Source organism: Streptomyces sp. NPDC001530 (genome assembly GCF_042894545.1).
Taxonomy (GTDB): domain Bacteria; phylum Actinomycetota; class Actinomycetes; order Streptomycetales; family Streptomycetaceae; genus Streptomyces.
Window position 1 is genome coordinate 173,214 of the sequence record NZ_JBIAVS010000003.1, and the last position, 13,107, is coordinate 186,320.

The following is a 13,107-nucleotide window of genomic DNA, read 5'->3' on the forward strand; positions in this document are numbered from 1 at the left end:
ATGACGCCTGTGTGATCGTCACCGAGAAGGGCGTGCCGCCGGCGGTGAAGTTCACCGCGCGCGGGACCCGCTGGTCGGGTGCGTGATCCCCGTGATTGATACTTGGGCGTTTGGGGCCGGTGAGACGCCGGTCCCAGGGGCCTATAGGCGGGCCCTCCGGGTCAGTCCGCAGGGCCCGGCTCAGCAAGGAGCAAGCAAGAAGGGCACGGCCTCGTGGCACGGACTCGGACCTGGGTAAGCATCGCGCTCGCAGGGGCGCTGGGGGTGTCCCTCGCGGGATGCAGCAGCACCGGCGGGAAGCGGGCCGAGGACGCCCGCAAGGCGGCGGCGGCCCAGGGCAGGGCCGCGGTGAACACGCCCAAGTGGACCTTCGCGATGATCACCCACGCGGGCGAAGGCGACACCTTCTGGGACATCGTGCAGAGCGGCGCCAAGCAGGCCGCCGTCAAGGACAACATCAACTTCCTGTACTCGCACAGCGGCGAGGCACAGCAGCAGGCGCAGCTCGTGGACGCCGCGGTCGACAAGCAGGTCGACGCCATCATCGTCACGCTCGCCAAGCCCGACGCCATGAAGGCGGCCGTGGCGCGTGCCCAGAAGGCCGGCATCCCCGTAATCACGGTGAACTCCGGCTCGGAGGAGTCCAAGGCGTTCGGCGCGCTCACCCACATCGGCCAGGACGAGACCGTCGCCGGCGAGGCGGTCGGCGACGAGCTGAACAAGCGGGGCCGTAAGAAGGCCCTGTGCATCCTGCACGAGCAGGGCAACGTCGGCCACGAGCAGCGCTGCGCGGGCATCAAGAAGACCTTCGACGGCACCGTGCAGAACCTTTACGTCCAGGGCACCAGCATGCCCGACGTGCAGGCCTCCATCGGCGCCAAACTGCAGGCCGACAAGTCCATCGACTCGGTCGTCACGCTCGGCGCCCCCTTCGCGGACACCGCCGTCAAGGCCAAGCAGGACGCGGGCAGCAAGGCCGAGATCGACACCTTCGACCTGAACGAGAAGGTGGCCGCCGAGCTCAAGAACGGCACGCTCGGCTTCGCCGTCGACCAGCAGCCCTACCTCCAGGGGTACGAGGCCGTGGACCTGCTCTGGCTCTACAAGTACAACGCCGACACCCTCGGCGGTGGCAAGCCCGTCCTCACCGGACCGCAGATCATCACCAAGGACCAGGCCGGCGCGCTCGAGGAGTACACGAAGCGGGGCACCCGATGAGCACCACCGCACCCGCGCCCGCGCCGTCGCCGGGCACCAAGGCCGACGAACGCCTCCTGAAGACCTCCCCGCTGCGCAAGCTCATGAGCCGCCCCGAGCTCGGCTCGGTGGTCGGCGCGATCGCGGTCTTCGTCTTCTTCGCCCTCTTCGCCGACAGTTTCGTACGGGCCGCGAGCCTCAGCACGGTCCTGTACGCCTCCTCGACCATCGGCATCATGGCCGTCCCGGTCGCGCTGCTGATGATCGGCGGCGAGTTCGACCTCTCCGCGGGCGTCATGGTGACCAGCTCGGCGCTGATCTCCTCGATGTTCAGCTACCAGATGACCGCGAACGTCTGGGTCGGTGTCTTCGTCTCGCTGCTCGTCACCCTCGCGATCGGTGTCTTCAACGGCGTCATGCTGACCCGCACCGACCCGCCGAGCTTCATCATCACGCTCGGCACCTTCCTGATGCTGACCGGCATGAACCTCGGCTTCACCAAGCTGATCAGCGGCACGGTCTCCACGAAGTCGATCTCCGACATGGAGGGCTTCTCCTCGGCGAAGAACGTCTTCGCGTCGACGTTCACCATCGGCGGCGTCGACTTCAAGATCACCATCCTGTGGTGGCTGGCCCTGGTCGCCGTCGCCACCTGGATCCTGCTGCGCACCCGCGTCGGCAACTGGATCTACGCCGTCGGCGGCGGCGAGGAAGCGGCCCGCGCGGTCGGCGTCCCGGTCGACAAGACCAAGATCGGCCTCTATATGGGCGTCGCCTTCGGCGCCTGGATCTCCGGCCAGCACCTGTTGTTCTCGTTCGATGTCGTGCAGTCCGGCGAGGGCGTCGGCAACGAGCTGATCTATATCATCGCGGCCGTCATCGGCGGCTGTCTGATCACCGGCGGCTACGGCTCCGCGGTCGGCGCGGCGGTCGGCGCGCTGATCTTCGGCATGGTGAGCAAGGGCATCGTGTTCGCGGAGTGGAACCCGGACTGGTTCAAGTTCTTCCTCGGAGTGATGCTGCTCCTGGCGACCCTGCTCAACCACTGGGTCCGCAAGCGCGCGGAGGCGACGAAGTGACCACGGACGGGACCATGACGACCGACTCGGCCTCCACGGAACGCACAGCGCTCGTCGAACTCGACGACGTCAGCAAGAACTACGGCAACATCCGTGCCCTCGAAGGCGTCTCGCTGGAGGTCCACGCCGGGGAAATCTCCTGCGTGCTCGGCGACAACGGCGCGGGCAAGTCCACCCTCATCAAGATCATCGCGGGCCGGCACCAGCACGACGCGGGCACCCTGCGTATCGAGGGCGAGGAGACCCGGCTGTCGTCCCCGCGCGAGGCCCTGGACCACGGGATCGCCACGGTCTACCAGGACCTGGCCGTCGTCCCCCTGATGCCGGTGTGGCGCAACTTCTTCCTCGGCTCCGAGCCGCGGAAGGGCGTCGCCCCCTTCAAGCGCATGGACGTCGACTTCATGCGGAAGACGACCCACGCGGAGCTGTTGCGCATGGGCATCGACCTCCGGGACGTCGACCAGCCCATCGGCACCCTCTCCGGCGGCGAGCGCCAGTGCGTGGCGATCGCCCGCGCGGTCTACTTCGGCGCCAAGGTCCTCGTCCTCGACGAGCCCACCGCCGCCCTCGGCGTGAAGCAGTCCGGTGTGGTCCTCAAATATGTGGCCGCCGCACGGGACGCCGGACTGGGTGTTGTGTTGATCACCCACAACCCGCATCACGCGTACCTCGTCGGCGACCGTTTCGTCCTCCTGAAGCGCGGCACGATGTTCAGCAGCAACGCGCGTGAGGACATCACGCTCGACGAGCTGACACGCCAGATGGCGGGCGGCAGCGAGCTGGACGACTTGCGGCACGAACTGGAGCGAACGAAGTAAGCCGATCTTCGCCGCGAAGGGAAACCGCGCCCCGTCAGGGGCGCGGGGAACCGCGCGACCGGCCCCCGCGGTCCGCCGCGAAGAGACGGCCCGAGTTTTTTTGACCGCACCCCTCGCGGAACAGTGGCGCCGGGCTGGGCGGAGGCTCCCACGTGCAGGCCCGCGCGAGCGTAAGGCAGAATCGGCCCGATGAGCACCTACCGCGACCTCGCACACCGCGGCTCCGCGCGGGCCACCGTCCTGCGGACCGTGGGAACGCGCGAGCGCCGTTCCCATCTGACGGCGCCCCGCGTTCCCACCGTCGGCATCGACATCGGCGGCACGAAGGTGATGGCGGGCGTCGTGGACGCCGACGGCAACATCCTGGAGAAGGTCCGCGCCGAGACACCGGACAAGTCCAAGAGCCCCAAGGTCGTCGAGGACACCATCGTCGAGCTGGTCCTGGACCTCTCCGACCGGCACGACGTGCACGCGGTCGGCATCGGCGCGGCCGGCTGGGTCGACGCCGACCGCAACCGCATCCTCTTCGCCCCCCACCTGTCCTGGCGCAACGAGCCCCTGCGCGACCGCCTCTCCGGCCGCCTCTCCGTGCCCGTCCTGGTCGACAACGACGCCAACACCGCCGCGTGGGCCGAATGGCGCTTCGGAGCGGGCCGTGGTGAGGACCATCTCGTCATGATCACGCTCGGCACCGGCATCGGCGGCGCGATCCTGGAGGACGGCCAGGTCAAGCGCGGCAAGTTCGGCGTCGCCGGCGAGTTCGGCCATATGCAGGTCGTGCCCGGCGGCCACCGCTGCCCGTGCGGCAACCGCGGCTGCTGGGAGCAGTACAGCTCCGGCAACGCGCTGGTCCGCGAGGCCCGCGAGCTCGCCGCCGCGGACTCCCCGGTGGCGTACGGGATCATCGAGCACGTCAAGGGCAACATCGCCGACATCACCGGCCCGATGATCACCGAGCTGGCCCGCGAGGGCGACGCCATGTGCATCGAGCTGCTCCAGGACATCGGCCAGTGGCTCGGCGTGGGCATCGCGAACCTGGCCGCCGCCCTGGACCCCTCCTGCTTCGTCATCGGCGGTGGCGTCAGCGCGGCCGACGACCTGCTGATCGGCCCTGCCCGGGACGCGTTCCGCAGGCACCTCACGGGCCGCGGCTACCGGCCCGAGGCCCGCATCGCCCGCGCCCAGCTCGGCCCCGATGCGGGCATGGTCGGCGCCGCCGACCTGGCCCGCCTCGTCGCCCGCCGCTTCCGCCGCGCCAAGCGGCGCCGCGTGGAGCGGTACGAGCGGTACGAGCGCTACTCGGAGTCCCGTCGTACGACCCAGGGGTCGCTGTGACGGCCTCGCTGCCGCGCCAGGCGTCGCCGCCGGACGAGCCGCAGCGGCCGCCGGAGGATCCGCACCACAAGTTCCGCCGCCGTGCCCTCACGCTGCTGATCATCGTGCTGCTCATCGGCGTACCCGCCGGCTATCTGGTGATCTCCGCCAACCAGAGCCGCAACAGCGGCAAGCAGAAGGAAGAGAAGTACTCGGCGACCGGCCTCACCGCGGGCTGGCCCTCACGCGTCCAGCGCCGCCTCTACCAGGTGCCCATCCCCGGGAAGTCCACGGACGTCGCCTACTACGAGACGAACAACTGGAAGACCAGCCGCCTGTACGTGCAGTTCGGCACCACCAACGCGGGCCTGGACAAATTCCTCAAGGGCGTCGGCACCAGCCGTGCCGCCCTGAAGAAGGACGACATCACCATCGGCCCCCGCGACCAGAAGGTCGTTCGCTGGAAGTTCACGGGCGCCGGCCCGTGGTCGGGTCTCGTCCACAAGCAGAAGGACCCGGCGCCCACCCAGGACATCGTCGTGAACTGGTCGAAGCCGAAGCACCCCATGGTGTACGTGGTCTCGCGCACGATTCCCTGACCGGTCCGTATCCGGCCGCGCGTGGTCGCCGAGGCCGATTGTCAGACCCCGCCCGTAGAGTCGAAGACAACTGATTCGACTGAGGGGCGGGAGGTGACCGGGCGTATGGGGGACGGGGTGGATGCGGTGGCCGAGCGGTCGCTTTCCGCGCAGGAGTTCTCCGTGCGGCTCGCCGCCGTCTTCCTGCCCGCGCCACTGCCGCGCGAGGGTCGGGTCGCGTTCTGGGATCCGGACGGCGAGGCATTGCCCTCCGGCGAGCACGCCGGGGGAGCGACGTCGGGCGACGGCCGCGAAGGGGCGTCGTCGGGTCACGACGGTGGAGGGGCGTCGTCGGGTCACGACGGCGGAGTGGCGTCGTGGGGTGAAGGCGGCGACGGGGCGTCGTCGGGTGAGCGGACCGTGCTGACGGTCGTACGGCCGCACGGTTCAGGAGTCCGCAGGGGCACCGTCCCCGCCGTGACCCTGCCCATCGCCGAGGCCCTGCCGCTGCTCGCCGGAGCCCGGCGCGACCGCGCCGCACATCCCGCCACGGCCTGCTGGGGCGCGGCCGCGCTGCACGCGCTGCGGCTCGTCGCGCGCGGCCGACTGCTGCCGGGGCTGACGGCCGACGGCCTCGACGCCTGGCGCGCGGGGCCGCTGGACCAGGACGACATCGCCCACCTCAGGGCAGTCGCGGCGGCCCTCCCGTACGAAGGACACGCCGTCCCGCTCCCCGGCAAGGGCCCGCTGCGGCTGCCCGAGCCGGAAGCGCTGATGCGGTCCTTCCTGGACGCGGTCGCCGACACGCTGCCGCGCACCCCGGCCGCGCCGTACACCTCCGGCAAACCCTTCGCCGCGAGCCGGCCGCAGCGGCTGCCCGGTGCCCACGACTGGGCAGCCGAGGTCGCCGCGGGCATGGACGCGGGCGTACGGATCTCGCTCCGCCTGGACCTGTCCGCCTACCAGCTCTTCGACGACGGCGAGGGAGCGCGGCGCGCGGGCGCCGCCGTCGTCCAGGTGCACAGCCTCGCCGACCCCACCCTCGTGGTGGACGCGGCGGCCCTGTGGGCGGGGGAGGCCGCCGCGACCTTCGGCCCCCGCGCGCGCGTCGACGCGGCCCTCGCCGTCCGCCGTGCGGCCCGCGTCTGGCCACCACTGGACCGCCTGTCCGAACAGGACGTGCCCGGCGTACTCGCCCTCTCCGAGGAGGAGCTGTCCGATCTGCTCGGGTCCGCGGCGACCCGCCTCGGCGCGGCCGGGGTCGCCGTGCACTGGCCACGGGACCTCGCCCACGACCTGAGCGCGGCGGCGGTGGTGCGCCCCGCGCCCGGTTCGGCGACGGACGGCACCGGATTCTTCGAGAGCGAGGAACTGCTTCAGTTCCGCTGGCAGTTGGCCCTCGGCGGCGATCCGCTCACCGAGGCCGAGATGGACACTCTGGCCGAGGCCCACCGCCCCGTCGTCCGGCTGCGCGACCAGTGGGTGCTCGTCGACCCGGCCCTCGTGCGCAAGGCCCGCAAGCGGGAACTGGGCCTGCTCGACCCGGTCGACGCGCTCTCCGCGGCGCTCACCGGCAGCGCCGAGGTCGACGGCGAGACGGTCGAGGCGGTGCCGGTCGGCGCGCTGGCCGCGCTGCGCGACCGGTTGACGGCAGGCGTGACTCCCGTGGAGCCGCCGCAGGAGCTGCGGGCCCGGCTCCGGGACTACCAACTCCGCGGCCTCGCCTGGCTGGACCTCATGACCTCCCTCGGACTCGGCGGCTGCCTCGCCGACGACATGGGGCTCGGCAAGACCGTCACCGTCATCGCGCTGCACCTGCGGCGGGCCCGCAGCGAGGCGACCCTGGTGGTCTGCCCGGCGTCGCTGCTGGGCAACTGGCAGCGGGAGATCGCCCGTTTCGCGCCCGGCGTCCCCGTCCGCCGCTTCCACGGACCCGACCGCACCCTCGACGACCTCGACGGCGGCTTCGTCCTCACCACGTACGGCACGATGCGCTCGACCGCTCCCCGGCTCGCCGACCAGAAATGGGGCATGGTCGTCGCGGACGAGGCACAGCACGTCAAGAACCCCTACTCGGCGACGGCGAAAGCCCTGCGCACGATCCCGTCCCCCGCGCGCGTGGCGCTCACCGGCACCCCCGTGGAGAACAACCTCTCCGAACTGTGGGCCCTGCTCGACTGGACGACCCCCGGACTGCTCGGCCCCCTCAAGTCCTTCCGCGCCCGGCACGCGCGCGCCGTGGAGAACGGCGAGGACGAGGAGGCGGTGGCCCGCCTGGCCCGGCTGATCCGTCCCTTCCTGCTCCGCCGCAAGAAGTCGGACCCCGGCATCGTCCCCGAGCTCCCGCCCAAGACGGAGACCGACCACCCCGTTCCTCTGACGCGCGAACAGGCCTCTCTCTACGAGGCGGTGGTCCGGGAGTCGATGCTGGCGATCGAGACCGCCGAGGGCATCGCGCGCCGAGGCCTCGTCCTGAAACTCCTCACCTCCCTCAAGCAGATCTGCAACCACCCGGCGCTGTATCTCAAGGAGGACGCGCGCGCCGCCGCCCACGGGCCCTCCGCCCGCTCCGGCAAACTGGCCCTGCTCGACGAGCTGTTGGACACGCTGCTCGCCGAGGACGGTTCGGCACTGGTCTTCACCCAGTACGTGGGGATGGCTCGCCTGATCACCGCGCACCTGGCCGCCCGTGCCGTCCCCGTGGAACTCCTGCACGGCGGCACGCCGGTCGCCGACCGGGAGCACATGGTGGACCGTTTCCAGAGCGGGACGACCCCGGTCCTGGTGCTGTCCCTCAAGGCCGCCGGCACCGGCCTGAACCTCACCCGCGCCGGCCACGTCGTCCACTTCGACCGCTGGTGGAACCCTGCCGTGGAGGAACAGGCCACCGACCGCGCCTACCGCATCGGCCAGACCCAGCCCGTCCAGGTCCACCGCCTCATCACCGAGGGCACGGTCGAGGACCGCATCGCCGAGATGCTCGAAGCCAAGCGTGCCCTGGCCGACGCGATCCTCGGCTCCGGCGAGGCGTCCCTGACCGAACTGACCGACCGCGAGCTGTCCGACCTCGTGTCCCTTCGGAGGTCCTCGTGAACGGTCCCGAGCGCGAGGAGAGGCCGGTGGCGGCCGGGGCGAAGGAGGAACGCCCGATGGCGGCGGGGGCGGAAGAGGAACGCCCGATGGCGTCCGAGGCGGAAGAGGAACGCCCGGTGGCCGGGCCGCGCCCTGCCGACGAGGCCCGTCGGGCGCTGCGGGCCGCGCGGGAGCGCGAGGTTCAGGGGACCGGGGCGGCCGACGACCAGTCGGGCCCGGCCTCGGCGCCGGGCATGGCCGATACGCCTCCCGTGCGAGCGTCCTCCCCGGGTGCGCGACCGGGCGACGTGGCGCGAGAGGCCTTGCGGCGGGCGACCGCGAAGGGGGCGGGGAGAGCTTGGGGTGCCGGTGCCGGTGCCGGCACCGCTGCCGCTGCCGGTGAGGCTGCGGGTTCCGGTGAGGCTGTGGACGCGGGGGACGTGTCCTCTCCGGTGTCCGATGGGGATGCGGAACCGGGCTCGGTGCGAGCGTCCGGCGGGGCCGAGAGCACCCAGGTGACCCGTCCCGCTGAGCGGGCCCCAGGAGGCGCGCGCCCCGGTGACATCGCACGCGAGGCGTTGCGCGCCGCGCGGGACGAGGCGAGGCGGGCACGGGCGGACGCCGGAGCCGATGGCGTAACGGTCAATGGAGAAAAGGGAGGTGAGGCCGGAAGGCGATCCGCCGACCTCCCGACGACCGGTTCCAGGACTCGCCCAGACCGGCCCCTCCAGGACCGGGGAACCAGGGCCCGGGACCTACGGGAGCTGCTGGCCGACGCCTTCAAGCTGCCCACCGAGGTGACGTCGGACCGGCATACGGTGCAGTCCCGGGATGCCCGCGAGGCGACGTCCGACTTGCCCCGAACGCAGCCTCAGGACGCACACGAGGTGACTGCGAAGCCGCGTCCCGCGCCGCCCGGAGACGCACGTGCGGCGACGTCAACGTCGAGTGCGCACCCGGAACAGCCGGGAGACGAGCCCGGGGCGACCCCGAACTCGCGATCCGTCCAACCGGGCGACGAAGGCGAGGCATCCCCTGGTCGGCGCCTCGCGCGGCCCGGCTCCGTACCCGACGCGACCCCCGACCCGCTCCCGGCGTACCCAGAACGGCACTCCGGACCGGACTCTGGGGCGCACTCCGGATCGAGCTCCGGATCGAACTTCGGATCGAGCTCCGGACCGCACCTCGGATCGGAGAACCGAACCGCGCCCCCAGCCGGCCGTCTCCCTCGTTCCATGGGATCCCCGGGGCGCGACGGTGAGTTGCGTCGTACGTTCCCCGCTTTTCCCGCGCGGGTGTCGGAGGACGACGCGTTCGCGGAGACGTGGTGGGGGAATGCCTGGGTGACCGCCTTGGAGGAGGGGGCGTTGGACGCGGCGCGGTTGGCGCGCGGGCGCGCCTACGCCGGGCACGGGTACGTCGACGCCATCACGGTCACCCCGGGGCTGGTGCTCGCGTATGTGCACGGGAGCCGACCGCGGCCGTACCGCGTGCAGGTCAGGGTGCGGACGCTGTCCGACGACGACTGGGACCGTTTCCTGGACGCGGCCGCCGAGCGGCCCGGGCACATCGCCGCGCTGCTGGACAAGGAGATGCCCAGGTCGCTCGCGGAGTGCGGGGTCGCGCTGCTCCCCGGCCCCGGCGAGCTCGAACCGCACTGCAGTTGCCCCGACTCCGGTCACCCCTGCAAGCACGCGGCGGCCCTCTGCTACCAGACGGCACGTCTGCTGGACGAAGACCCCTTCGTGCTGCTCCTGTTGCGCGGCCGCGGCGAACGCGAGCTGCTCGACGCGCTGTCCCAGCGCAACGCGGCTCGCGCGGCCCGCGCCGCCCAGGAACAGGAACCGGCGCCCCCGCCCGGCGTACGCGCCCGCGACGCCCTCGCCCGGCGCACGCTGCCACCCCTCCCGGCGCCGCTGCCACCGCCCGCGCACCCCGAGCAGCCGCCGACCTACCCGGGCGCACCCGGCGGCCCGGACCCGTTCGCGCTCGACCAGTTGGCCACGGACGCCGCCGCCCGCGCGCACGCGCTGCTCACCACGGGCCGCGATCCCGTGGCCGAGCTGACGCTCTGGCAGGACGCGGTGCGCCTGGCCGCCGCCCGCCCCGGTTCCGGCCTCACCGCCGCCACCCGCGCCCTGTACTCCTCGCTCGCCTCGGCGACCGGGCGTACCCCGGCCGACCTGGCGCGTGCGGTCGCCGCGTGGCGGCAGGGCGGATTCGAAGCGCTCAGCGTCCTCGAAGAGCCCTGGGATCCACCGGCGGGCCGTTTCGACCGGGCCCGCCCGCTCCTCCTCGTCGCGGACCTTCCCGCCTTCCGGCCGTGGCGCAACCACCTCACCCACCCCCGCGGCCACGCCCAACTCCGCCTCGGTCGGGGCGGCCTCTGGTATGCCTACGAATCCGAACCGGGCCGCGACGACTGGTGGCCCCGAGGCACCCCCGACCTCGACCCGGTCGGCGCGCTGACCGGCCTCGGCACACCGGGCGACCTGTGACACCGGGCAGGGGAGCGGGCCGCGCCCTCGCCGACCGGCCGCATGTGACGGACCCGTGTGGGCGGCGTGCACAAGCGGGGCCTCGATCCCGGCCTTGATCCCCCGGCCCGCAGCCTGACGCATTCCCAGGCAGGTCGCCGTGGAGGTCGGCTTCCTTCACGGTCTTGACGGCATCGTTGTCCGGCTGGCCAGGCGGCTGCTGGCCAGCTGCCAGGCGCTGACCGAGGAGATACGCGAGCTGGAGACGGAGATCACCGGCAGGATCGAGGCGCTGGCCCCGAGTCTTCTGGAAATCCCCGGCTGCGGCACGCTCACCGCCGCGAAGATCCTGGGTGGGACCGCCGATGTCACGCGCTTCAAGTCCAAGGACGCCTTCGCCCGCCACAACGGCACCGCGCCCCTGCTCGTGTGGTCGGGCAACCGCGAACGGCATCGACTCAGTCGTGCCGGAAACCGCCGGCTCAACTCAGCCCTGCACCGGATAGCGGTCACGCAAGCCCACTACCACCCCGACGCCCGCGCCTACCTCCAGCGGCGACAGAGCGCCGGCAGCACCACGACCGAAGCCATCCGCGCCCTCACGCGAGCCGCCGAAGCAGCACCGGTCAGGAGTCGCACCCCTGGGGAGGCTCAGACTCCTCAGCCTCGGCCTGCCAGGAAAGTAGTCCGATGTCGAGCTTCCGGTGATCCATCAGCTGTCCCAGAAGCACGCCAAAGCCTGGATACCTCGTCATCCAGCCCGCACGCTATCGTGATGAATCGACCGGTCGAGGGCACGTGCGCGGCGTCGAGCACAAAGATCAAGTACACGCCAGGTGGCGCGACGCCGCCCGACGGCGGCGGCTTGACGCGTAGGTGCTGGGCGTCGGCGATGCTGAACGACAGCTCGACGTACCGCTGGTCCGAGCTGTATGCGTGGGTGGTCGACGCGGTACGCACCACCGCGACCTCGGAGATCGCATCGGCATTGCCTACTTCGATCGTGATCTCACTGGCCGGTTCCTGCCCGTACGTCATCCGGTCGGGTGCGGAGACCAGCTGCGGCCGTTGCCGGTCGAAGTACCAGGGATGATAGATCTCGATGCGCAGCTCGCGGGTGTCCCGCCCATGGGAGTCAGGGCTTGGTAGGCCGTCTTTGTTCGAGCCGGCCGTCCATACCGCGCCGTCTGGCATCAGCAAAGCCACCGAGTGGTAGTTACGCACCACCGTCGCGTCCTCCAGCTGGTCCCACGTGCGACTGTCGGGGTGGTACATCTCGCCGGCCATGACCGCGCTGGCGTCTGCTTTCGTCTCCCCCTCGTCGGCGACACCGCCACTGATGAAGACCTCACCGCTCGGCAGCAGGACGGCGTTGAGGTTGAACCGAGCGCCACTCAACACACGCGTCAACGGTCGCGGTCGTGCCTCGGTTTTGTTCCAGGCGGGGTGCTCATCCGCGAAATCTATGTACAGCGCCTCCTTGCCGCCGCAGAGCAACACACTGGGCGCGTAGTTCCTCGATGGCCGTAGCGGCAGCAGGACAGAGGTGGTGTCGGCCTTGCTCGCGATGCCGCCCGCCAGGTAATGCTTATCGCCGAGGGGCGCAATCAGGCGGGTTTCCTCCGTGTCGGGGTCGTATGTGAGGCTGAAGCCGACGCCGGCCTCCTCGTTGGTCAAAGGCGTCGCGCAGAACACCTTGCCGTCGGGGAGCACGTGCATTCGCGGGTACTGGACGAACGCATCGAGATCGCCGACTTCGGAGTGGATGGTCCAGGCGTCACGGGCCGGGTCGTAGGTCTCCGGCGTGTTGTTCCAGTGCCTGCTGTCGGTGGATGCCGGGTGTCCACCGACAGCGAGAACGCGGCCGTCGGCGAGTGTGATCAGAGTGGGGTACCAGCGGCCGCCGCCGGCCAGCCCGAATGCCGTGCGATGATCGAGCCCCCAGCCATCGGCCTCGGTCCACCACAGCGAATGGACCGAGCCGGCGGGGCCCGCCCAGAACAGGTCGATCTTGTCGTGACCTCGGCTGACGCTCGCCACGGCGCTCGATGCCAAGGCTGCGACTGGCGACCCGCCGCGGACCACGATGAACGGTTGATGTTCCGCCCATGGCTTGAGCTCGCTGAAGAAGTGGGTGTTGACCGCACCGTCCGCCCCGGCCCAGAAGATGTCAATCTTGTCGGTGTTGCGGCTCACTGCACTGATAGGCGCGAACGACACCGTCGACAGTGGCGAACCGGCCGGTACGAGGGTGAACGGTTGGTGCTCGGCCCATGGCTTGAGCTCGCTGAAGAAGTGGGTGTTGACCGCACCGTCCGCCCCGGCCCAGAAGATGTCAATCTTGTCGGTGTTGCGGCTCACCGCGCCGATCGGGGTGCCCGCAGCCGCCGCCAGCGGCGAACCGCCCGGTACGAGGGTGAACGGTTGGTGCTCGGCCCATGGCTTGAGCTCGCTGAAGAAGTGAGTGTTGATCGCGCCGTCCGCCCCGGCCCAGAAGATGTCAATCTTGTCGGTGTTGCGGCTCACCGCGCCGATCGGGGTGCCCGCAGCCGCCGCCAGCGGCGAACCGCCC

8 protein-coding genes and 1 pseudogene are annotated in these 13,107 nt (G+C 71.1%); 8 read left to right on the top strand and 1 reads right to left on the bottom strand.

Annotated elements, in window-relative coordinates; translation table 11 throughout:
* The first annotated feature begins 213 nt into the window (after positions 1–213).
* The 8 genes and pseudogenes from ACFY0T_RS06355 to ACFY0T_RS06390 all read left to right on the top strand — a co-directional run.
* Positions 214–1,218, top strand: a complete 1,005-nt coding sequence (locus tag ACFY0T_RS06355; protein ID WP_388865133.1) for a sugar ABC transporter substrate-binding protein — start codon at positions 214–216, stop codon at positions 1,216–1,218.
* Positions 1,215–2,276 (top strand): ABC transporter permease, encoded by a 1,062-nt coding sequence (locus ACFY0T_RS06360; protein ID WP_388865135.1) that lies wholly within the window; start codon positions 1,215–1,217, stop codon positions 2,274–2,276. The genes ACFY0T_RS06355 and ACFY0T_RS06360 overlap by 4 nt, the downstream gene beginning before the upstream one ends.
* A gap of 14 nt (positions 2,277–2,290) precedes the next feature.
* Entirely contained in the window at positions 2,291–3,094 is an 804-nt protein-coding gene (locus ACFY0T_RS06365; RefSeq protein ID WP_388865137.1) for an ATP-binding cassette domain-containing protein, read from the top strand.
* A 189-nt stretch (positions 3,095–3,283) separates the two neighbouring features.
* The gene (locus ACFY0T_RS06370; RefSeq protein WP_388865139.1) at positions 3,284–4,429 is read left to right on the top strand and encodes an ROK family glucokinase; all 1,146 of its coding nucleotides are present in this window, start codon (positions 3,284–3,286) and stop codon (positions 4,427–4,429) included.
* Positions 4,426–5,007: a sugar kinase gene (locus tag ACFY0T_RS06375; RefSeq protein WP_388865141.1), complete on the top strand. Its 582-nt coding sequence runs from the start codon at positions 4,426–4,428 to the stop codon at positions 5,005–5,007. The genes ACFY0T_RS06370 and ACFY0T_RS06375 overlap by 4 nt, the downstream gene beginning before the upstream one ends.
* A 105-nt stretch (positions 5,008–5,112) precedes the next feature.
* Positions 5,113–8,079 carry an SNF2-related protein gene (locus tag ACFY0T_RS06380; protein WP_388865672.1) on the top strand — a complete coding sequence of 989 codons (2,967 nt, stop codon included), beginning with the start codon at positions 5,113–5,115 and terminating at the stop codon, positions 8,077–8,079.
* An 86-nt stretch (positions 8,080–8,165) separates the two neighbouring features.
* On the top strand, positions 8,166–10,556 hold the full coding sequence (locus ACFY0T_RS06385; protein ID WP_388865675.1) for an SWIM zinc finger family protein: 2,391 nt from the start codon (positions 8,166–8,168) through the stop codon (positions 10,554–10,556).
* Between the two features lie 139 nt (positions 10,557–10,695).
* Positions 10,696–11,076, top strand: a pseudogene (locus ACFY0T_RS06390) (transposase); the annotation flags it as partial.
* A 119-nt stretch (positions 11,077–11,195) separates the two neighbouring features.
* Here the strand turns inward: ACFY0T_RS06390 and ACFY0T_RS06395 are convergent.
* A partial coding sequence (locus ACFY0T_RS06395) for a galactose oxidase-like domain-containing protein (RefSeq protein WP_388865143.1) occupies positions 11,196–13,107 on the bottom strand: 1,912 nt, incomplete at its 5' end.

Excerpts from the sequence above, each read along its gene's own strand:
- ACFY0T_RS06370 (WP_388865139.1), top strand. The coding sequence starts at position 3,284 with ATGAGCACCTACCGCGACCTCGCACACCGCGGCTCCGCGCGGGCCACC.
- ACFY0T_RS06385 (WP_388865675.1), top strand. The coding sequence starts at position 8,166 with ATGGCGTCCGAGGCGGAAGAGGAACGCCCGGTGGCCGGGCCGCGCCCT.
- ACFY0T_RS06365 (WP_388865137.1), top strand. The coding sequence starts at position 2,291 with ATGACGACCGACTCGGCCTCCACGGAACGCACAGCGCTCGTCGAACTC.
- ACFY0T_RS06360 (WP_388865135.1), top strand. The coding sequence starts at position 1,215 with ATGAGCACCACCGCACCCGCGCCCGCGCCGTCGCCGGGCACCAAGGCC.
- ACFY0T_RS06380 (WP_388865672.1), top strand. The coding sequence starts at position 5,113 with ATGGGGGACGGGGTGGATGCGGTGGCCGAGCGGTCGCTTTCCGCGCAG.